At 37.6% G+C, this 21,009-nt stretch carries 21 protein-coding genes; 18 read left to right on the top strand and 3 right to left on the bottom strand.

The window, feature by feature from the left end:
- Window position 1 precedes the first annotated feature (1 nt).
- The 4 genes from rbsC to rbsK all read left to right on the top strand — a co-directional run bounded on the left by rbsC (window position 2) and on the right by rbsK (window position 4,349).
- Window positions 2-940: a ribose ABC transporter permease gene (gene rbsC / locus MHH70_RS13100; RefSeq protein ID WP_066165370.1), complete on the top strand. Its 939-nt coding sequence runs from the start codon at window positions 2-4 to the stop codon at window positions 938-940.
- Between the two features lie 24 nt (window positions 941-964).
- Window positions 965-1,891 (top strand): sugar ABC transporter substrate-binding protein, encoded by a 927-nt coding sequence (locus MHH70_RS13105; protein WP_161956420.1) that lies wholly within the window; start codon window positions 965-967, stop codon window positions 1,889-1,891.
- A 68-nt stretch (window positions 1,892-1,959) separates the two neighbouring features.
- Window positions 1,960-3,456 (top strand): xylulokinase, encoded by a 1,497-nt coding sequence (gene xylB, locus MHH70_RS13110; protein ID WP_342471701.1) that lies wholly within the window; start codon window positions 1,960-1,962, stop codon window positions 3,454-3,456.
- Between the two features lie 11 nt (window positions 3,457-3,467).
- Complete coding sequence (gene rbsK, locus MHH70_RS13115) at window positions 3,468-4,349, top strand: ribokinase (RefSeq protein ID WP_342471702.1); 882 nt, start codon at window positions 3,468-3,470, stop codon at window positions 4,347-4,349.
- 175 nt (window positions 4,350-4,524) lie between these two features.
- Here rbsK and MHH70_RS13120 read toward each other — a convergent pair whose 3' ends face one another.
- Together MHH70_RS13120 and MHH70_RS13125 are read right to left on the bottom strand one after the other, a co-directional pair.
- Window positions 4,525-5,226, bottom strand: a complete 702-nt coding sequence (locus MHH70_RS13120; protein WP_342471703.1) for a response regulator — start codon at window positions 5,224-5,226, stop codon at window positions 4,525-4,527.
- A complete protein-coding gene (locus MHH70_RS13125) occupies window positions 5,227-6,828 on the bottom strand; it encodes a sensor histidine kinase (RefSeq protein WP_342471704.1) in 1,602 nt (533 codons plus the stop codon).
- Between the two features lie 72 nt (window positions 6,829-6,900).
- Between MHH70_RS13125 and MHH70_RS13130 the strand changes: the two genes are divergently transcribed.
- From MHH70_RS13130 to MHH70_RS13190, 13 genes are all read left to right on the top strand, one after another.
- A complete protein-coding gene (locus MHH70_RS13130; RefSeq protein WP_066165384.1) occupies window positions 6,901-7,953 on the top strand; it encodes a DctP family TRAP transporter solute-binding subunit in 1,053 nt (350 codons plus the stop codon).
- Between the two features lie 254 nt (window positions 7,954-8,207).
- Window positions 8,208-9,482, top strand: coding sequence for a dicarboxylate/amino acid:cation symporter (locus MHH70_RS13135; RefSeq protein WP_066165386.1), 1,275 nt, complete (start codon window positions 8,208-8,210; stop codon window positions 9,480-9,482).
- A 239-nt stretch (window positions 9,483-9,721) separates the two neighbouring features.
- On the top strand, window positions 9,722-10,081 hold the full coding sequence (locus tag MHH70_RS13140) for a response regulator (RefSeq protein WP_342471705.1): 360 nt from the start codon (window positions 9,722-9,724) through the stop codon (window positions 10,079-10,081).
- Window positions 10,082-10,086: 5 nt separating this feature from the next.
- Entirely contained in the window at window positions 10,087-10,719 is a 633-nt protein-coding gene (locus tag MHH70_RS13145; protein WP_066165392.1) for a hypothetical protein, read from the top strand.
- Window positions 10,712-11,617 (top strand): sensor domain-containing diguanylate cyclase, encoded by a 906-nt coding sequence (locus MHH70_RS13150; protein WP_342471706.1) that lies wholly within the window; start codon window positions 10,712-10,714, stop codon window positions 11,615-11,617. Before MHH70_RS13145 ends, MHH70_RS13150 begins: the two co-directional genes overlap by 8 nt.
- A gap of 403 nt (window positions 11,618-12,020) precedes the next feature.
- On the top strand, window positions 12,021-12,521 hold the full coding sequence (locus MHH70_RS13155; protein WP_066165401.1) for a pyridoxamine 5'-phosphate oxidase family protein: 501 nt from the start codon (window positions 12,021-12,023) through the stop codon (window positions 12,519-12,521).
- Between the two features lie 387 nt (window positions 12,522-12,908).
- Window positions 12,909-14,081, top strand: a complete 1,173-nt coding sequence (locus MHH70_RS13160; protein WP_342471707.1) for an ABC transporter ATP-binding protein — start codon at window positions 12,909-12,911, stop codon at window positions 14,079-14,081.
- On the top strand, window positions 14,078-14,713 hold the full coding sequence (locus tag MHH70_RS13165; RefSeq protein WP_066165406.1) for an ABC transporter permease: 636 nt from the start codon (window positions 14,078-14,080) through the stop codon (window positions 14,711-14,713). Before MHH70_RS13160 ends, MHH70_RS13165 begins: the two co-directional genes overlap by 4 nt.
- 11 nt (window positions 14,714-14,724) lie before the next feature.
- Window positions 14,725-15,654 (top strand): osmoprotectant ABC transporter substrate-binding protein, encoded by a 930-nt coding sequence (locus tag MHH70_RS13170; protein WP_342473202.1) that lies wholly within the window; start codon window positions 14,725-14,727, stop codon window positions 15,652-15,654.
- The gene (locus MHH70_RS13175) at window positions 15,654-16,340 is read left to right on the top strand and encodes an ABC transporter permease (RefSeq protein WP_342471708.1); all 687 of its coding nucleotides are present in this window, start codon (window positions 15,654-15,656) and stop codon (window positions 16,338-16,340) included. The genes MHH70_RS13170 and MHH70_RS13175 overlap by 1 nt, the downstream gene beginning before the upstream one ends.
- A 573-nt stretch (window positions 16,341-16,913) precedes the next feature.
- Window positions 16,914-17,213, top strand: coding sequence for a cupin domain-containing protein (locus tag MHH70_RS13180; RefSeq protein ID WP_342471709.1), 300 nt, complete (start codon window positions 16,914-16,916; stop codon window positions 17,211-17,213).
- Window positions 17,214-17,371: 158 nt separating this feature from the next.
- A complete protein-coding gene (locus MHH70_RS13185; protein WP_066165416.1) occupies window positions 17,372-18,019 on the top strand; it encodes an HAD hydrolase-like protein in 648 nt (215 codons plus the stop codon).
- Between the two features lie 145 nt (window positions 18,020-18,164).
- Entirely contained in the window at window positions 18,165-19,352 is a 1,188-nt protein-coding gene (locus MHH70_RS13190; RefSeq protein ID WP_066165418.1) for an amidohydrolase, read from the top strand.
- A gap of 85 nt (window positions 19,353-19,437) precedes the next feature.
- Here MHH70_RS13190 and MHH70_RS13195 read toward each other — a convergent pair whose 3' ends face one another.
- Window positions 19,438-19,980: an ECF transporter S component gene (locus tag MHH70_RS13195; RefSeq protein ID WP_342471710.1), complete on the bottom strand. Its 543-nt coding sequence runs from the start codon at window positions 19,978-19,980 to the stop codon at window positions 19,438-19,440.
- A gap of 175 nt (window positions 19,981-20,155) precedes the next feature.
- Here MHH70_RS13195 and MHH70_RS13200 point away from each other — a divergent pair, with 175 nt between their 5' ends.
- Window positions 20,156-20,995: a pyridoxamine kinase gene (locus tag MHH70_RS13200; RefSeq protein ID WP_342471711.1), complete on the top strand. Its 840-nt coding sequence runs from the start codon at window positions 20,156-20,158 to the stop codon at window positions 20,993-20,995.
- Window positions 20,996-21,009: the final 14 nt, after the last annotated feature.

The following is a 21,009-nucleotide window of genomic DNA, read 5'->3' on the forward strand; positions in this document are numbered from 1 at the left end:
AATGGCTAAAGCTAGAGCGATTTATGATAAATACGGGACGGTAATTGTTTTACTACTGCTAGTAATAATTATTTCAGTAATGAATCCTAAATTTTTAACTACATATAACATTTTGAATATATTTAGACAAGTTTCAATCAATGGTTTGATTGCATTAGGTATGACCTTTGTTATTTTGACAGGGGGAATTGATTTATCAGTCGGTGCTATTTTAGGTTTATCTGGCATGGTATTAGGTTTATTAATTTTAGGTGGAACACCTGATGTTATAGCGATTATCATTGTTATCCTTTTAGGTGCGGGATTGGGGTTATTCAATGGTTTTCTTGTAGCAAAAATAAAGCTTCAAGCCTTCATTGTTACGTTAGCTACGATGACGATGTTCCAAGGGATTACTCTTATTATTTCAGATGGAATTCCAGCAATGGGTGTAACGACAAATGCAAAATTTTTAGACTTTATTAGTCAAGGAAAGCTTCTAGGGCTACCCTTGCCGATGATTATTTTTCTAGTTGCATTTATCGTTTTATATATTTTAATTGAAAAAACAGTATATGGACGCGGTGTTTATGCAGTTGGGGGGAATGAGGAGGTAGCGAGGCTATCCTCGATTTCCACAATTAAGACAAAAACGCTAGTATATGTGATTAGCGGTGCGATGGCAGCTTTAGCAGGGGTTATTTTAACATCGCGCTTAAGCTCTGCACAACCAACTGCGGGTGCTGGGTATGAATTAGATGCAATTGCAGCTGTTGTAATTGGTGGCACAAGCTTAGCGGGTGGTAGAGGTAGAATTTTTGGAACATTAATTGGGGTACTCATTATTGGTGTGCTAAATAATGGTTTAAATATTATTGGCGTTTCATCATTCTATCAGCAAGTTATAAAGGGGCTAGTTATACTTATTGCGGTTATTTTAGACCGCAAAAGTTCTAGATAAATTAAACTTTAGGGGGAAATGTTTATGAAAAAATTGTACTCTTTATTCATGGTAGCGGTATTAATGGTCTTTTTAGTAGCGTGTAACAGTGAAGGCTCTTCTGGAGAAGGAGATAAAAAACTTGCTTTGTTAATGGCTGATTTAGGGAATCCATTTTTCCATGTTTTACGTGATGCCGTAAAAGAACAGGCTGAGTCATTAGGCTATGAAGTAATTGTCTATGATGGTCAAAATGATGCATCGAAGCAACCATCTCAAGTAGAGGATGCTTTACAAAAAGGTGTCTCAGCGATTGTCATTAATCCTGGTGATGAGGACTCTACGGCAAATGCTTTAAAAGAAGCCATTGCACAAGGGATTCCAGTTGTTACAGTTGATCGTAAAGTAAATATAGATGGAATTTTATCGTATTTAGTAACGGATAATACGAAGGGCGGCGAATTAACGGGTGAATGGTTAGCTAATAAACTACCTGAAGGTGGAAATGTAGTGCATATTGAAGGGGTGATGGGAACAGCTCCTCAACGCGAACGTGGCGGTGGTTTTTTAAGCGTTATTGATCCAGCTCAAAACTCAGATAGTAAGTTTACTATTTTAGATACGGTAGTTGGTGATTTTTCAATGGCTCCAGCAGAAGCGGCAATGTCAGATTTATTAGCAAAGCATGATGATATTGATGCGGTATTTGCCCAAAATGATACGATGGCTGTAGGTGTAGTGCGTGCAATTGAAACGGCTGGTCGAGATAAGGATGGCATTATCGTTATCGGGTTTGATGGCGCACAAGAAGCGTATGATTTAATCGAGGAAGGAAAAATGTCTGTAACAGCCGTACAAGACTTTAAATTTATCGGTAAAGAAGCTGTTAATTATGTAGATGCTTTCTTAAAGGATGGAACAAAGCCTGAACCAGAAATGCTAGTAGATGTTTATATGTCAGATTCAAAATAATTCATCAAAGTGTCAGTAAAGTTTTTAGTAAACTAGCTGGCACTTTTTTATCCTAGAGGTGACTTTTCATGAAAGAGGTAGTAATCGGAATTGATTTAGGTACAAGTGCTGTAAAAATCATCATGATGAATAAGAATGGAGATATTGTTGGGCAAACAATAAAAGCATATGAACTTATAGAATTGCAGGATGGCTATGTAGAGCAAAATCCTGATGATTGGGTAAAGCAGACGATAGAGGGCTTGCATGAGCTTTTACAGAAAGATGAAAACATAAAAGTAGAGGGTATTTCATTTTCAGGTCAAATGCATGGGCTAGTCATGCTTGATAAGCGCTTAAAGCCTATTCGAAATGCGATTTTATGGAATGATACGCGCACGACAAAGCAATGTAGAGAGTTAGAAGAATTGTTAGGAGAAAGCTTATATAGTATTACTAAAAATGACGCACTAGAAGGGTTTACTCTCCCAAAATTATTATGGATTAAAGAGCATGAGCCTCTAAATTATGAACAACTACATGTATTTGTATTACCAAAAGATTACTTGCGCTTACAATTGACTGGGAGCTTACATATGGAATACTCCGATGCAGCAGGGACACTTTTGCTTAATATGGATACACTGGAGTGGAGTAAGGAAATATGTGAGCGTATAGGGCTTTCTATAACGATTTGTCCACCATTAATAGAATCCAATGCCTTAGCAGGATTCTTATTACCACAATATCGAGAAATATTTAGACAGGATAAGGAGATTCCTGTTTATGCAGGAGGTGCGGATAATGCGTGTGGTGCTTTAGGTGCTGGAATTGTAGATTCGTCAGCGGCATTAATTAGTATCGGTACATCAGGTGTTGTGTTAACATTGGGGACTAAATTGAGTTATGCAGGGAATTTTATACACTCGTTTGCACATGTGAAAAAAGATGCGCATTATATGATGGGGGTAACGCTTGCTGCGGGGGAAAGTTTAAGATGGTATCGTGAAAACTTTGCTGCACAGCAAAGTTTCGATGAATTGCTTGATGAAATGAAGCAAGTACCTATAGGGTCTAGTGGTTTATTATTTACACCCTATTTATTTGGTGAGCGTACACCCTATGGAGATTCTACAGTAAGAGCAAGCTTTATCGGAATGAAAAATACGCATACGAAAGCACATTTCACCCGAGCGGTGGTGGAAGGGGTTACTTTTTCATTAAAGCAATGTTTTGATTTAGTCATGCAGCATAGGACGGAAATCCAGCATATTGTATGTATTGGTGGTGCAGCAAAAAACGAGCATTGGCTACAAATAATAGCTGATATATTTGGTATGCCTATCTATACTTTAGCTAAGGAGCAAGGGCCAGCATTGGGTGCGGCTATGCTAGCCTCAGTGGGGATAAAGTGGGTAGCCTCGTATAATGAGGCGGCTTCTAACTATGTGAAAAAGACAAAAGTGTATAATCCCAATATAGAAAATCATGAATTATATATGAAGTATTTTGAATGCTATAAAATGGTTTATGAACAAACGAAAATATTGAATGAAATGCAGAAGCGTGTGGAATTTACAGAATGAGCGGTGATAATATGAGTATAGCAGTAGTAGGTAGCATTAATATTGATTTAGTATACAAAGTACCTCATATCGTAAAGCCGGGACAAACGATTCATAGTACAGATGTGGCAGTGTATTTTGGAGGAAAAGGAGCTAATCAAGCTACAACAATAAGCAAGCTCGGTGAAGAAGTGCTAATGATAGGAAATGTCGGGCAAGATGATTATGGTAAGCAAGCGATTCAAAACTTAGAGACTGCTAAAGTAAATACACAATACATTACTCAAAATGGTGTAACAGGCCAAGCTTTAATACAAGTGGCTGCCAGTAGTGAAAATAGCATTGTACTATATGCTGGAGCTAATTACCATTTAACTCCTGAGCAAATGACTAAGGGTATTTTTAATGATTGTGAAATGATTGTAATGCAGTTAGAAATCCCTCTAGAGGTCATTGAGCATGTTGCGGAAATTGGTCGAAGCTTAGGGAAAAGAATTATTTTGAATCCTGCTCCAGCACAGCAATTAAGTGATAATCTAATTGCAAATATAGATATATTAATACCGAATGAAAATGAACTAGCGACTTTGGCTGATATGGATATAGAGAGTTTAGATGCGGTTGAAAAAGCAGTAGAAAAGCTTAAAGCAAGGGGAGCTAAATGTGTGATTGTTACACTAGGTGAAGAAGGCTGCTATTACTGTAGTGACGATGAAAAGGGCTTTGTCCATGCAGATAAAGTGCAAGCCGTTGATACAACGGGAGCTGGTGATTCATTTGTAGGAGCAATCACAGTAGCGCTTCACAGAAAGTATGCTTTAAGAGAGGCTATTGAGTTTGCAACAAAGGTAGCGGCATATGTCGTAACTAGAGAAGGGGCACAGCCGGATTTCAATGATTTTATTACGTCTTAATTAACTGCTAGACCTTTACTTCAATACTTGAAACGAATGAAGAGATAATAGTCTGTAAAAAGCTGATTCATGGGGCTGCGTGTCTCATTTGATTGAAAATCATCGAATGTATAATAAAAATCCACGCCTCTAGAGGTTGTAAAAAACCGCTTCTTTAATAGGCGTGGATTATTTGTTAATCAATATAGTAATGATTTGTCGGTCGACCGACGCTACCATAACGGATTTCGACTTGGATAAGCTGCTGCTTCTCCATAAAATCGAGATAGCGTCTAGCGGTTACGCGAGCAACGCCAATAGCGGAGGCGACTTTATCAGCAGAAGCTCCTTCTAGCTCTGTTTTTAAATATTGCAACACCTTAAACAATGTTGCCTTGTTTAAGCCCTTAGGTAAACTTTCTAAATTGTCTAGCTTGCTAGTAGGCTCTGCCACCGTAGCTGACTCATTGCGCATGAAGGAATCTAGTTGCTGCTGTGTCAGCCCTTCAGAGGAGTTGGCAGCACGTTTGAATTGGCGGTAGTTTTTTAATGTTTGTTCCATGCGTTCAAAGGTAAACGGCTTCATAATATAATCGAACACACCGAGATGTAATATCGACTGAATAGTCGGTACATCATTTGCTGCTGTGACGGATATGACATCGACTTTAATATTTTGCTGTCGTATTTGTCGCAATGTTTCGATGCCATCTAAGCTTGGCATAAAAATATCCATAAAGACGAGCGCGGGCTTTAGTTCCCTTATTTTTTCTAATCCTTCGATACCATTTGCAGCCATGCCGATAACTTGGAAATTCTCGACTCGCTCGATAAATTGCCGATTTACCTCTCGTACCATTGGGTCATCCTCTATAAGTAAAACATTGATTATATCCATTTATTGTTCACCTTCCATTTCAAACGAAATAATAAAGCTTGTTGCTATATTAGGTGTACTCGTCACCTCAATAGAACCATGCCCCTTTTTAATAATTTCTGCAATAAGGTGCAGCCCGATGCCATGATTATCGGTCTTTTTTGTAGAAAAACCATTTTCAAATATGCGCTGCCGCACCTCTTCTGACATTCCAATGCCATTGTCACTTACCATAATAGCTAATAAACCATCATGCTCAGCAATTGATAGCAAAATATGCTTTTCTGCGCGCTCTACTTGCTGTAAAGCGTCGAAGGCATTTTCGATTAAGTTTCCAATTAATACAACAAAATCATGATGGTCTAAAAATGGTGGGAAACGTGTTAAACTACTTTCCTCATCAATTTCGACAACGATATCTAGTTCTTTACCACGGCTAATTTTACTTAAAAGCAGACCAGAAATATGCTCGTGTAAAAAGCGTTCCTGTAAAAATTGCGTCATCGAAGTTTCATTTTCCTGTGTGACCTTTAAATATTCAAGCGCTTGGCTCGTATTACCGAGCTGTAACAGACCAGCAATTGTATGTAGTTTATTTTTATGCTCATGTGTTTGAACACGCAAGGCTTGTACAAATGCTTTAACACCTGTTAGCTCCTCAGCAAGCTTCCGTACCTCTGTTAAATCCTTGAAAATAGCAACAGCACCAACAATTTTCCCCTCCACTTGGATAGGAATACGGTTGCTTAAAATACTATGCTTATTAATATAAAGCTCCTGATTATAAATAGGCTGCCCCATTTGAACGATTTCCGGTAGGCGAGTATCTGGTAATACATCATATATTTTTTTTCCGATATATTCATTAGGGTCGTCGTATTTACCTAGAATACTGCCTGCTTTGGCGTTAAATATTGTAATCGTCATCTCGTTATCAACCGCGATAATACCATCTTGTATGGCATTAAATGTTTCTTGGCGTTCAACATATAATTTAGCAATTTCCTCGGGCTCGAGATTAAACATACGCTTTTTAATATGACCTGCTAAAATAGACGCGCCCCACATGCTAAATAACATCGACAATAAAATAGTAATGATGATTTCCGTAGCGTTGTCCGAGAAAATTTTATATAGTGTAGGCATTGCATAAGCGACAATGACTACCCCTACTTGCTTTTTATGCTCATTTAAAATGGGCACGAAGGCGCGAATCATAATACCAATGTCGCCCTTTGCTTTCGAAATATAGTAATGCTCGCTAAAGGCAGGATTTAAGTCCTCAGATTCACTCTTTTTCCCGAGCTCGCTTGAAGCAGGGTGGGAGTATTTGATACGATTCATATCCATTACTACGATATATTCCGCCATATTAATAACGCGCACTTCTTCAACTGTATGATTAATTAGCTTAATTGCATCTGGGCCCCCTTTTTCAAGCTGCTGTACAATATCAGGCATATTTGAAACTGTACGGGCAATGAGCATCGCACGCTGATTATAATCCTTTTCTTGCTCATTCAATAAATTGCTAATCACAAAAATACCTGCAATTAAAAAGGAGAAGGAAATAATAAAAAAGGTCATTAAAACAATTTTTTGATGCATAGTTAAATTGCGCATAGCCTCTCCTCCTTTTTTTCTTCATTGCGACAAGGTATACTATGTAAAAAATCTTATTGGAGATTCGTTCTAATGAAATATTTTATTACAATAGCACTTGCTTTATTAATTATACTAGCAAGTATTATCGGATATCGACAAAATATATTTAATATTGTAACGCTTCCTTATGATGATGAGCAGATTGGCTTGCAGGAGCAAATAATTATTCATTTTAGCCATGTTGTGGCTGAAAACACGCCGAAAGGGCTTGCTGCGGCTAAATTTGCTGAGCTTGTAAAGGAAAAGACAAATGGGCGTGTTTTAGTACAAGTGTATCCCAATGGTATTTTATACAATGATGAAACAGAGCTGCAGGCACTCCAAAAAAACGAGGTGCAAATGATTGCACCAACCTTCTCTAAAATGACAGATTTATTACCTAGATGGCAAGTGCTGGATTTACCATTTGTTTTTGAAAATGAGCAGCAAATTAAGTCTTTGTATGAAAAAAGTGAGTTAAAAACTATGTTGCTAGATGAATTAGAGCAGAAGAAAATTAAAGGTTTAGACTTTTGGCATAATGGCTTTAAGCAAATTGCAGCCAATGAGCAATTAATTCGTGAGACGGGTGACTTTACTAGTTTACGTATACGCATAATGGCAAGTGATTTACTGCGTCATCAATTTCAATTGCTAGATGCTGTACCAATTACGACAAGCTTTGGAAATGTTTATTATGAAATTGAAAGAAAGGGTGTAGAAGCTCAGGAAAATACGATTTCCAACATTTATTCGAAAGGTTTTCATACGTATGAGAAAAATATTACGCTCTCTAATCATGGTATTTTAGGTTATGCTGTATTAATGAATGAATCCTTTTGGGATAGCTTAGACGGGGAAATTCAGCAGCATATTATGGATGCGTTAAACGAGATGCGCAATTGGCAGTTTGATGTGAGTGTCGAAATTAATAATGATAGCTTGCGGGAGCTAGAATCCCTTCCAGAAGTAAGTATCTATTCTTTAACAGCTGAGGAGAAGACAGAGTGGAAGGAGAGGCTCGCTCCTATTTATTATTATTACGAGAAAGAAATAGATGTAACCTATTATAAATTACTGCTTGAGCACATAGAAAACAATTGAACGAAATGACCAAAACTATACTTTTTGACCAAAAGTATAGTTTTTTGTTTTGTATTATAACAAAAAAGAATTACCTAGGATGTTTATATAACAGAGGAAACGCTGATATATCGGTAATCTTCCTTATTTTTAGAATATTTGAACATAATAAACGTTAAGTTTTTTAAATTCAAAATCTTTTTTTTCGCAACCTTTGCCTATAACATTATGAAAAAAGAAAGCGATTACTTAGCGAAGGGGAGCGGAGAAATAAAATGAAATGGCTTAAAAATTTAACGGTACAAGTAATTCTTGCAATTATTTTAGGAATTATTGTTGGGGCAATTTGGCCAGAGTTCGGTGCAAGCTTAAAGATTTTAGCAGACATGTTTATCAAGCTAATTAAAATGTTAATTGCGCCAATTATTTTCTTGACTGTTGTCATTGGTATTGGCGGCATGGGAGATATGAAAAAGGTGGGACGCATTGGCGGAAAGGCATTGATTTACTTCGAAATCGTCTCAACAATTGCCCTTGCAATCGGTATTGCTGTTGCTTACTTTATTAATGCGGGTGCAGGTATCGATACGTCAAAGGCGGCAAATGCAGATATTTCAAAGTATACATCTGCGGCACAGGAATCGGACCAAGGGATTATGATGTTTTTATATAATATAATTCCTGAGAACGTAATTGGCGCAATTGCCAATGGGCAATTACTGCCAACGTTATTTGCGGCAATATTATTCGGGGTTGCGGCTGCAGCGCTTGGTGAAAAATCACGTCCTGTTATCACATTTTTTGAGCAGGTGTCAGAAATATTTTTCAAAATTGTTGGCATCGTTATGCGTATTTCTCCAGTCGGTGCGTTCGGTGCGATGGCTTATACAATCGGGGCATTCGGTATTAGCTCATTAAAATCGTTAGGTTTACTAATGGTAGCTGTGTACTTAACGATGTTCTTATTCGTTGTATTTGTTTTAGGGTCAATTGCATACTATTACCGCTTTAGCATATTTAAGTTTATTGCGTATTTAAAAGAAGAGATTTTTTTAGTAATCGGTACATCATCTTCCGAATCAGCACTTCCATCTATGATGAATAAATTAGAGCGTTTAGGCTGTTCGAAGCAAGTAGTTGGATTAGTTGTGCCAACAGGTTATTCTTTCAATTTAGATGGTACATCCATTTACTTATCAATGGCGGCATTATTTATTGCGCAAGCCTACGGTGTTGATTTAACTTGGGTACAAGTGGTTACTTTATTAGGAATTTTAATGATTACATCTAAAGGGGCGGCAGGCGTAACGGGCTCAGGCTTTATTACACTAGCTGCAACATTAGCGGCATTCCCAATGATTCCAGTAGAAGGAATTGCTTTATTAATTGGTGTCGATCGTTTTATGTCAGAGGCGCGTGCTGTAACAAATTTAATTGGAAATGGTGTAGCATGTGTCGCTGTTTCAAAATCTGAAAATGAGTTTGAAGGAACAGAAGAGGCAGAAGCTATCGTAGTGAATAGTGGTCGATTAAGTAAGGCGAACGCATAGGTTATTAGAGCTGATAGAAATGCAAGTAGACATTTGCATTTCTATCAGCTTATTTTTTATGATTTGAAAACAATGAGTAATGTCGATAGTAAGTAATAAGGCCTTTGGTAATATTTTCATAGTAGTGTTATTTTCCTACTAAATGGTGGCGTTTTTGTTAATGTTGTATTAGTATGATTTAAAATGACTAATAGATGTGTTATCATTAAACAATAAGTATAGAGGAGAAGGGGAATTTTATGAAAATACTTGTTGTTGATGATTCTGCATTTTCTCAAAAAGTAACTATAAAAACATTAAAATCAATATATCCAGAGGCTGTTTACGAGACTGCAGATGATGGTGTTGAATGTATAGAAAAATATGGGACTTTTTTACCTAATTTGGTATTTATGGATTTATTAATGCCGAATATGACTGGACAGGAAGCAATTGTACAGCTTATTGGAAAATTCCCAGATGCTAGAATTATTGTACTTTCAGCTGATGTGCAATTAACAGTTCGTGAAGAAGCGATAGCTGCTGGAGCGTTAGCGTTTATTAATAAACCGATAAATGCTGACAAGCTTGTGGACATCAAGCCATTGATAGAAGGGTGAGATCCATGCTTACAACTACACAAGAAGATGTATTAAAAGAAATGTACAATGTGTTTGTCGGTGAAGCAGCTAGCTTATTATCAGAAATTCTCCAAAAAAGAATTTACCTATCTGTTCCAGAAGTGGAATTGATAGTAATTAACGACTTAAATGACGAAGATAGAGAAAATTTAATCCCCATTTTAAATGGTACAATTTTGTCTACTTCATTGAAATTTGGTAACGTTTTCTCTGGTAGAGCTGAATTTATTTTTCCGACGGAGCAAATTAAATATGTGACTGCACTTTGTTTAGGTGAGGAATATATAATGGAAACTGAAGAATCCTCTTTTAGCGATGAGGATTTTGATGTAGTTAAGGAAATTGGCAATATTATATTGAATGCAATAATGGGAGGCATGGGAAGCCTTCTTGAAATGAAGTTAGATTACGATGTGCCACAAGTTGTTTTGCATGAACAAGGGGAATTTAGCAAAACATTCTTCAACACACAGGAAAGTAACATATTATTACTATATGTTAATTTCAGCGTAGACGAATCCGAAGTAATCGGCCTCATTTTAATTAAATTCTCATTAGAGTCTATAGAGTTTTTAATACAAAAAGTGGATGAGATTAGTAGGGACGTAGATGAATAATTTATATTTGACTATTATTAATCAGTTGGACAACGGGATAATTTTGCTAGATGAGCAATTGAATATTCAACTATGGAATAACTGGTTAGAAAAGTTTACAGGTCAAGATGAGCAAGATGTCAAAGGATTAAAGGTGACACAGGTTATTCCACGATTAAATAAAAGTTTATATATTTCAATGTTCGAAAAAGCACTTCTGAATAAGCAAAAAAACTTTTGCTCAGCCGCAATGCATGAGTATTTTGTTGATTGTGAGCATGAAAATACAAAAAAGCTGCGTCAAAATATGTTAGTAAGGCATATTGAATTGGACAATCAAGTATATGTAATGCTAGAAATTCATGATGTGACAAATCATTATGAGCGCATTCGTAAGCTAAATAAATCATTACAAAATTCAATTGGCTTTACAAAGAGCTTAGAACGTTTTGCTTTTTACGATAGCTTAACGAATTTGCCAAATCGAAAATTTATTGTTGATCGAATCGAAAGTTTAACTAAGCAGGAAGATGCAAGGTTCACATTATTTTTCTTAGATTTGAATGGCTTTAAATCAGTCAATGATAGCTTTGGGCATACGCAAGGGGACCAACTATTACAAATGGTGGCAGAGCGATGTCAACAATTAACGGATGAACAATCTGTTTTTGCGCGCCTTGGTGGCGATGAATTCGTACTATTAGTCGAAAATCTTTCATCCGCCGAGCAACATGATAAGCAAATCGAAAAAATCCATGAGCTATTACTAGAGCCCTTTATTATTGAGGACCAGTCTATTTCCATCACAACAAGTATTGGCTATGCATGTTTCCCACAAGACGGTGTGACAGTAAAGCAGTTATTAAACATAGCTGATCGTCAAATGTATTTACACAAACAAAAAATGAATAATGAATAATTAAAGAGGGCTGCTCGAAAAGATATATCTTTTCGAGCAGCCCTCATTGCTATATTAAGTGTCGCTCAAAATTGTAGAAGGGGGCCATCCAGAAAGCCGTGCAAAGCCGGCATTTTGGACAGTAGCGATGATGTTTCGCAAAATGTTGATTGCTATAAACAGAGAACGCCTCTTTTAAAAATGGGATGAACATTGGCTTTAGCAGCGTTATCCTTCAGTAAAAGAGAAGCGATGAAAACATTTATTTCAATACGATGTCAAAACAGAATGGACTTTTCGGACAACTCCTTATGTCCGGCGCTTGAAGCCTTCCCTTTTGTATAAAGGCGCGGTGCATTAAGGAAATCTATACGAAAGGAGTTGAAAGATGTATAATTTATATATCTTTTAGGGGGTGGAGTAATTGCGAGGTTCAATTGAAAACAAGCGCGTAGAAATTTCAACAGAAGAAGCACAAGAGCTCTTGAAAAAAGGAAAGGTTGCTCACGTTGCAACTGTAGATGAGGAAGGCTATCCGTATGTCATTCCTTTTGTTTATGTATATGAAGGTGGCGATAAGCTCTATTTGCATATTGGCAATATTCATGAAAGCCATTTCTGGGATAATTTAAAGAGCAATAATAAAGTGAGCATCGAAGTGAGTGAAATGGGCGAATTACAGCCTGGTAAAAAGTACGCATGCCAGTCTGCTTTAGTGTACACAAGTGTTGTCCTATTTGGTACTGCTACTCGCATTGAGGAGGAGGCTGAAAAAGCATTGTTCTTTGACCGATTAATGGCGAAATACGGTAAGCCACAATGGACATTTGAACGTGAAGGTTATCCAATTTTACCGAAAATTGAACTTTTTGAAATTTCTATTGAAAAGCTAACAGGAAAAGAAAATAAGGGAATGTTCCATTAAAATAAAGGGCTATAGGATTGTCTGAAAAGTGTGCGGAAGCACCGCTTTTCAGACAATTTTTTTTGAAATAATCAATATTCAGGAAATATGTACTATTTTTTTAATGCATCGAAGATACCTAAGTCTTGATGAAAAGCTCCAGCCTCTTTATTGATTTCCTTCCACTAAATCAGAGAAGATATTAATAATTTAACTAAAAACCACATCTTTTAGGGGACGGATATTTGCTCATTAAAAGCATTTCCTCTATAATATTTAAACAAACAACTCGTTTAAAAAGATAAGTTGTTACTTTTATAGAGTTAATTCGGTAAATGATTGCGTTTTTATGATGAAATGTGGGTATAAATAAATGCAATTAGCTATTTTATGAAGGAGTGTGATTGGATGCTTTCTATTCAAAATCTGACCAAAACGTACCGTGGCGGCAAAAAAGCCGTTGATAATTTAACAATCAATATCGAAAAAGGCGAATTTATCGCATTTATCGGAACAAGTGGGAGTGGAAAAACAACCGCATTACGAATGATTAATCGTATGGTGGAGCCGACAAGCGGGAAAATTTTATTGGATGGGACGGACTTATCGAAAATAAATCCTGTTCAGCTCCGCAGACAAATCGGTTATGTTATTCAACAAATTGGGTTAATGCCCCACATGACGATACGCGATAATATAACACTTGTTCCAAGACTTTTGAAATGGGACAAGGAAAAGAAAGATAATGTAGCAGAGCGTTTAATTGAGCTTGTTAATTTACCTACCTCTTATTTAGACATGTATCCTGCGCAGTTATCGGGCGGGCAGCAGCAACGAATAGGTGTTGTACGTGCACTAGCGGCTAATCAAGATATTATTCTAATGGACGAGCCATTTGGTGCACTCGACCCAATAACGCGCGACACATTGCAGGATTTAATGAAGGACCTACAAATTCGCCTCGGCAAAACCGTGATTTTTGTTACGCATGATATGGATGAAGCAATCAAATTAGCAGACCGTATTTGTATTATGCACGATGGGAAAGTTGTGCAATTTGATACCCCAGATAATATTTTAGCTAATCCTGCAAATGATTTTGTGCGTGACTTTATAGGTTCGCATCGTCTCATTCAAAGTAAACCAAGTGTAAAAACTGTAGATGAGGTAATGATTAATCCCATTTCTATTACAATTGAAAAAAGCTTAGATGAAGCACTACGTTTAATGGTATCAAAGCGGGTGGATACTTTATTTGTAACAGATGCTAATAAGCACCTCATCGGTTACTTGAATGTGGAAAGCTTTACGAGCCCGCAGCGTAATCGCCAAAGCATTGATGAAGTAATGCAACGGGAAGTCGCTTATGTAAAAACAGGCACAAAACTGCAGGATTCAGTACGCCGTATTTTGAAGCGGAATCTCCAAAATATCCCTGTGGTAGACGAGGATAAGCGGTTAATTGGTCTTATTACTCGTGCCAATATAGTTGATACAATATATGACACAATTTGGGGTGATGAGAAGGAAGAGAACGCGCTACTTGTAAATAAGATAACGACTGAGGAGGAATCTATATGATTGATTTCTTCACACAAAATACGGGTGACATTGTACTAAAAACATGGGAGCATTTTTATATTTCAATTATCGCCTTATTTTTAGGAGCGATTGTTGCGATTCCACTTGGTGTAGTACTCTCCAAAACGACACGTTTAGCAAAAATCGTATTAGCCATTACGAGTGTTTTTCAAACATTGCCTTCACTTGCTATTTTAGCAATTATGATTCCTTTTTTAGGCGTTGGTAAAGTACCAGCTATCGTTGCGCTATTTATTTATACACTATTACCAATTTTAAATAATACGTTTATCGGCATGAAATCTGTTAATGGCGATGTAAAAAAAGCCGGCATTAGTATGGGAATGACACAAGTGCAGTCTATTTGGATGATTGAACTCCCTTTAGCAATCCCCGTTATTATGGCGGGCATTCGGTTATCCGCAGTATATGTTATCGCATGGGCAACATTAGCCTCTTACATAGGCGCAGGTGGCTTAGGGGATTTTGTATTTAATGGCTTGAATTTATATCAAACTGATTTAATTATTGGCGGGGCTGTACTCGTTACGATTTTAGCATTATTAACAGATTTTATTTTGTCAAAGGTGGAAATTTGGGTTACACCAAGAGGATTAAAAGTAGAGAAATGAGGCGTAAGATGATGAAAAAAACGATAACAGTTTTCGGTAGTATATTACTTGCGCTGACAATTTTAACTGGGTGTTCTTTGTCAGGTGGACAAAAGAATAGCATAGAAAAAATAAAAGTAGCGACAATGGTTACTACTGAATCACAAATTATGGGTCATATGCTTAAGGAAATGATTGAGCATTACACAGATGAAGAAGTAGAATTAATTAATAATCTTGGCTCAAGCACTGTGGCACATCAAGCGATGGTAAATGGTGATGCGAATGTTTCAGCTGCTCGTTATACAGGAACTGATTTGACAGGCGCACTACAGGCAGAGCCTATTAAAGACCCAAAAGAAGCAATGAAATATGTACAAAAAGCATTTGCTGAGCAATTTAATCAAAAGTTTTTTGATACGTATGGCTTTGAAAATACCTATGCATTTATGGTTTCTCAGGAAACAGCAGAGAAGTATAACTTAAATAAAGTGAGTGATTTAGCTGCAATTGCTAAGGATATTGAGGCGGGTGTCGATACATCGTGGCTAAACCGTGAAGGTGATGGCTTTAAGGCATTTGTACAAGAATATGGCTTTGAATTTAAGCGTACATATCCGATGCAAATTGGCTTAGTGTATGATGCGGTGCAGGCTGGTGAAGTAGAAGTTGTGCTAGGCTATACAACAGATGGTAGAATTGCCTCCTACAATTTAAAGGTGCTAGAGGACGATTTGCATTTCTTCCCCCCATATGAAACGAGCGCACTCGCTACGAATGAAATATTGGCAGCAAAACCTGAGCTAGAGGCTGTTATTAATCGACTAGTTGGCAAAATTTCAACAGCACAAATGCAGGAGCTCAATTATTTATGTGATAATAATTTATTGGAGCCTGCTGTAGTAGCGAAAAACTTCTTAATGGAAAATAATTATTTTAGTGAAGAGGGAGGTGAGGAGTAATGCAGGATTTATCGCAATTAAGCACCTTTGAGCAGTTCATTTACTATTTTCAGGAAAACGGCTTTTATGTGCTAGGACAGTTCATGACGCATTTTTTAATTTCAGTATATGGCGTTTTACTTGCGACACTTTTTGGCATCCCTATTGGTATTTTCATTGCGAAAAACATGAGGCTAGCAGGGCCTATTATTACAGTAGCAAACATTATTCAAACGATTCCAGCTCTTGCGCTAATGGCTATGATTATGCTTGTGCTTGGATTAGGTAAGACGACCGTAATTGTTACGGTGTTTTTATATTCATTGCTACCGATTATTAAAAATACTTACACAGGCATTACGACAATTGACAAAAGCTTAACAGATGCAGGGCGAGGAATGGGCATGACGCGTCAGCAAGTACTATATATGATTGAGCTGCCACTAGCTCTATCAATTATTATTACAGGTATCCGTATTGCCCTCGTCATCGCTATAGGTATTACAGCAATTGGAGCCTTTATTGGTGCAGGTGGACTGGGCGATATTATTATTCGCGGAACAAACGCAACAGATGGAACAGCTATTATTTTAGCAGGCGCAATTCCAACAGCATTAATGGCTATCATTGTTGACGTTGGTCTCGGCTGGCTAGAACGTCGTCTTGACCCAATGAAGCGTCAAGAAAGGCTGAAAAAGGCTTATTAAATAACAACATGGAATAAACCTAAAACTATATGATAAATATGAAGCCCGACACTATCTCGCAATTAGATAGTGTCGGGCTTCAAGTGTATTCATCATTAGATGATTTGCTTTTCGTAACATAAAAAAACAATGGATAATGCAATACCTAATATTAAAGTGAAACTTTAATCAGTGGGGGTTTTCCTCATCCTCCACTGATTGTTTGTTGAACCAATCGGGCTTTTACGGACAGTTGATTGCCCACTTATCCTTTAGCATATTTTCACTCAAATCTTAAAGTAGGTGTCTTACTGCCTGTTAATGCGGGATAAATGTCCAATTATCATTAACGATTCCTAGAACGAAAAAACACCAAGCATCTACATAGTTGTCACTCCCTTATTTTTGATTATTTCTTAATTGATACGGATGAATATTGAAGAAAAAAACACAGTGAATAAAGCAGGAGAAATTGTGCCAACTGTAACGATGGAAAAAAGAATGATATGATGAAGGAAAGAGTGTGTTTCAAATATCCAACACGCTTGTGAAGTGAGTATAGATATCGAATATTAATATGGAGGGGTACTTCAAATGCAACATATTCAAGTGGAGCAGTTATTACAAGACAAGGTTAAACATGCAGGTAAAGTGGGAGCAGGCACTGGCTATGATGTAATGAATATTCAGTTAAGAGCTGGTGAATCAGTAGCGGAGCATTCAGCGCCTGGAGAAGTATTAATTGTGTGCCGAAAAGGGCGTGTAAAATTTCATGTTGAAGGGCAAGAAACGGAGCTTGATGCGAACGCATTACTAATGCTTGAGCCGAGCGAAAAGCATAGCCTTGAAGCGGTAGAGGATTGCGAGATTATCGTTGTGCGATTGAAGAAATAGTAAAGTCACAAGGCTATTCAGAAAGACAAAGTAGCTCTGACATAACAGGAAATTCAAAAAATCTGGACGATACGCGCAATTGATTTGTTTTAGAGCCTTTCAATTATTATTGTGTGATTCAGCTAGTCGTTAAACATATAAATGAAGGAGGGGAAAATATGAACACCTCAATTATTTTTGATATGGATGGTACGTTATTTCAAACAAATTTGATTTTGGAGCCTGCTTTAGAAGCTACCTTTGAAATATTGCGTTCAAATGGGAAATGGGTAGGTACAACACCTATTGAAAAATACCGTGATATTATGGGAGTGCCTTTGCCGGTTGTCTGGGCAACTTTATGTCCAAAACATAGCGCAGCCCAGCATATAGAAAGCAATCACCTATTTCAAGAGGCGTTAATTGAGCAAATAAAAAAAGGTAGAGGCGCTTTATACATGGGGGTGGAAGAAACATTAAAGCAATTAGCGGGGAGCTACCCATTATATATAGCAAGTAATGGGCAAACAGCTTATTTACAAGCTATTGTAGAGCAATATCAGCTAAAGAGATTTATTCAGGGGGTTTATAGTATTGATTTGATTGCCTCTGGAAATAAAGCGGAATTAGTGCAACTAGTCAAAGTGGAAAATAATATTGAGACAGGGTATGTTGTAGGAGACCGCTCATCGGATATCCATGCGGCACTTGATAATCAATTAAAGTCTATCGGCGTTCGCTTCGATTTTGCACAAGAAAGCGAATTAGAGCGAGCAGATTATATTGTCAATGATTTTAATGATATTTTACATATTATTAAAGAGTAGGATGAAAAGATTCCATCAGGTTTACATTGAGAAATGAAATCCTAAATTAACAGAATAGTGATGCAATTATGTTATAATATTTGCATTATAGTTCTAATCAGTTTCGGACTAGATAAATTGACTTACATAATAAGGAGTGTTATTTATGACAGCTTTACAGCAACAACTAGCAGATTTATTAAAGCAATATGAAGAGGAAACGATTCAGCTTCGTCGTCATTTCCATGAAAATCCCGAGCTCTCTTTTGAAGAGGTAGAAACGCCGAAAACGATTGCTGCATTTCATCGAGCACTAGGTCATGAAGTGCGTGAGGGAGTTGGTGGCAATGGAGTTGTTGCAAAGCTAGTAGGTGGCAAACCTGGGAAAACAGTTGCATTGCGCGCGGATTTTGACGCTTTAGCAATTACGGAGGAGACGGGTCTACCTTTCCAGTCCAAAGTAAAAGGGCGTATGCATGCATGTGGTCATGATGGGCATACAGCTTCACTATTAATCTTAGCGAAAGCCTTCAATCAAATGAAGGATGATTTAGAGGGGACAATCGTGTTCATTCATCAGCATGCGGAGGAGCTTGCCCCGGGTGGAGCGATTGCAATGATTGAGGATGGCTGTTTAGAAGGTGTAGACGTGATTTTTGGTACGCATTTATGGGCACCAGCTGAGCTTGGCAAAGTGCAAACTGCAGTAGGTCCATTAATGGCTGCAGCAGATGGTGTTTATATTACGATTAAAGGAAAGGGTGGTCATGGTTCAAACCCAAGTGACACGAAGGATTCGATTGTTCTTGCAGCACAGTTTATTACGAATTTACAGCAGCTTGTTGCACGTCGCGTCAATCCATTACGTCCAGCTGTTGTGTCGATTGGACATATTGAAGCATTAAACCCTTTCAATGTTATCGCTGACCAAGTATATATGAAGGGTACTGTGCGTACTTTCCATGAAGAGGAGCGTGCTTTGTTAGAACATGAAATCGAAGAGCTGTTAAAGGCGACATGTTATTTAACAAAGGCAAACTATGAGTATGAGTATGTTCGAGGCTATCCACCTGTAGTGAACCATGAGGCAGAGACAGAACATGTGATGGCGTCAGCAGAAAAAGTTGCAGAGGTGGAAGCTGTTGAAATCGTAGACCCGAATATGGGGGGAGAGGATTTCGCATATTTCTTAGAGAAAATCCCGGGAGCATTCTTCTTCACAGGGGCAAAAAACCCTGAATGGGAGGAAGTATATCCACACCATCATCCTAAGTTCGATATCGATGAACGCTCATTACGAATTGCAGCAAATGTTTTAGGGCAGGCAACATTAGACTATTTCGCGAAAAAATAATTAGCATGAATAAGGCGCATGAAACCCAAATCATAACTTGGTTTCATGCGCTTTTTACAACTTTAAGTCTGTGTTGAATTAAGTTTCACGTATTTTTAAAGTAAGGTGCTTTTTTCAATACTGCACAAAGTGGAATCGCGATAGCTAAACCTAAAGCATTTTGTAGTAAATCACCAGGGATGGATGCTAGAGGTGCAATCCAGTTGCTATATAAAATAACTTCACCGATATAATAAATTGCCAGCATTACAGGAACAGAAGCAACCGCTGCGACGATGTTCATAATCATGCTTGTTCCTTTTTTTCCACTCATATACGCAATTTTTCCTACAATAAAACCTTGGAAAAAGCGCGCTACAATTGTAATTGGGGCCCAAATCAGCCAGCCACCGAAAATATCAAAAAGCCCCATACCAAAAGCGCCAGCAATCGCTCCTTTTTTTGGTCCAAACAAAATGGCAATGGTAAAGAGCATTGCTGTACCTAAGTGAACAAGCCCCCCTTTCGCCATAATAGGCAGCTTAATATTAATAAAAGTTGCAATGAAAACAAGGGCAATCAGAATAGCTGTAATAACCAAATCAAATGTTTTACTTTGTTGTTTTTGTATATTGTGTGCTTGTTGCATTGTCATTCTCCTTACTATTATTGAAATTATCAATTACTTTAGCAAATATCTGATTGTTATAAAAGTACCAATTCTGTTTAAAATGTAGTGGTCAGTTTGTGACTAAAACAATTGTCCAGTATAGCTATGGTTTGTTAAGATGAACATATTAGAATTTGATTGGTGGATGATAGGGATGAAAAAGGTAGCTGTTATACAAGATATGTCCTCTTTTGGTAAATGCTCTTTAACTGCTGCGTTGCCAGTTTTATCGGTGATGGGTGTACAAGTTTGTCCACTGCCAACAGCAATTTTGACAGCGCAAACAGAGTTTCCAAGCTTTTTTTGTGAGGATTTGACTTCAAAAATGGGGCATTTTACAGAAGAATGGAGAAAAATGAATGAAAGCTTTGATGGTGTTTTAACAGGCTTTGTTATGGGAGAAGAGCAAATTCAGCATATTTTTGAATTTCTAGATACTTTTCAGCGTGAGGAAACAATTGTGCTTGTTGACCCAGTCATGGGTGACCAAGGTGAGGGCTATCCATTGTTCACAGGTCGCTTATTAGAACGTATGAAGGAGCTTGTCAAACGAGCAGATATTATCACACCAAATATAACGGAATGCTGTATGCTAACAGGGTTGTCGTATGAAAAGTTACATAGTTATTCGACGATGGATGATTATTTGCTAGCATTGCAAGAGGCAGCGCATCAATTGGCTACAGAAACAAATGCCAAAGTAGTGTTGACCGGCATTGTACCTCCTACAGAAAAGCCGATGATTGGCAATTTGCTCGTTGCAGATGGAACCGTTGTTTTCAACCAACAACCTTTTAATGGTACAGGTTATTCTGGTACAGGTGATTTATTTGCAGCTACTGTTATGGGAGGCGTTTTACGAGGACATAGTCTGTCTGAGGCGATTGAGCTAGCAGCGCAATTTTTGACAGCAGCTATTGGAGAAACATATGCGCAGCAAATTCCACGTAATATGGGTGTTCATTTTGAAAAGTATTTGAAAATGCTTATTTAGATAGGGGGCTTTAC

It is taken from the genome of Metasolibacillus sp. FSL H7-0170 (genome assembly GCF_038593115.1).
In the GTDB taxonomy this organism is placed as follows: domain Bacteria; phylum Bacillota; class Bacilli; order Bacillales_A; family Planococcaceae; genus Metasolibacillus; species Metasolibacillus fluoroglycofenilyticus.

Coding starts and splice junctions, on each gene's coding strand:
- rbsC (WP_066165370.1), top strand. CDS start 2: ATGGCTAAAGCTAGAGCGATTTATGATAAATACGGGACGGTAATTGTT.
- MHH70_RS13105 (WP_161956420.1), top strand. CDS start 965: ATGAAAAAATTGTACTCTTTATTCATGGTAGCGGTATTAATGGTCTTT.
- xylB (WP_342471701.1), top strand. CDS start 1,960: ATGAAAGAGGTAGTAATCGGAATTGATTTAGGTACAAGTGCTGTAAAA.
- rbsK (WP_342471702.1), top strand. CDS start 3,468: ATGAGTATAGCAGTAGTAGGTAGCATTAATATTGATTTAGTATACAAA.
- MHH70_RS13120 (WP_342471703.1), bottom strand. CDS start 5,226: ATGGATATAATCAATGTTTTACTTATAGAGGATGACCCAATGGTACGA.
- MHH70_RS13125 (WP_342471704.1), bottom strand. CDS start 6,828: ATGCGCAATTTAACTATGCATCAAAAAATTGTTTTAATGACCTTTTTT.
- MHH70_RS13130 (WP_066165384.1), top strand. CDS start 6,901: ATGAAATATTTTATTACAATAGCACTTGCTTTATTAATTATACTAGCA.
- MHH70_RS13135 (WP_066165386.1), top strand. CDS start 8,208: ATGAAATGGCTTAAAAATTTAACGGTACAAGTAATTCTTGCAATTATT.
- MHH70_RS13140 (WP_342471705.1), top strand. CDS start 9,722: ATGAAAATACTTGTTGTTGATGATTCTGCATTTTCTCAAAAAGTAACT.
- MHH70_RS13145 (WP_066165392.1), top strand. CDS start 10,087: ATGCTTACAACTACACAAGAAGATGTATTAAAAGAAATGTACAATGTG.
- MHH70_RS13150 (WP_342471706.1), top strand. CDS start 10,712: ATGAATAATTTATATTTGACTATTATTAATCAGTTGGACAACGGGATA.
- MHH70_RS13160 (WP_342471707.1), top strand. CDS start 12,909: ATGCTTTCTATTCAAAATCTGACCAAAACGTACCGTGGCGGCAAAAAA.
- MHH70_RS13165 (WP_066165406.1), top strand. CDS start 14,078: ATGATTGATTTCTTCACACAAAATACGGGTGACATTGTACTAAAAACA.
- MHH70_RS13170 (WP_342473202.1), top strand. CDS start 14,725: ATGAAAAAAACGATAACAGTTTTCGGTAGTATATTACTTGCGCTGACA.
- MHH70_RS13175 (WP_342471708.1), top strand. CDS start 15,654: ATGCAGGATTTATCGCAATTAAGCACCTTTGAGCAGTTCATTTACTAT.
- MHH70_RS13180 (WP_342471709.1), top strand. CDS start 16,914: ATGCAACATATTCAAGTGGAGCAGTTATTACAAGACAAGGTTAAACAT.
- MHH70_RS13185 (WP_066165416.1), top strand. CDS start 17,372: ATGAACACCTCAATTATTTTTGATATGGATGGTACGTTATTTCAAACA.
- MHH70_RS13190 (WP_066165418.1), top strand. CDS start 18,165: ATGACAGCTTTACAGCAACAACTAGCAGATTTATTAAAGCAATATGAA.
- MHH70_RS13195 (WP_342471710.1), bottom strand. CDS start 19,980: ATGCAACAAGCACACAATATACAAAAACAACAAAGTAAAACATTTGAT.
- MHH70_RS13200 (WP_342471711.1), top strand. CDS start 20,156: ATGAAAAAGGTAGCTGTTATACAAGATATGTCCTCTTTTGGTAAATGC.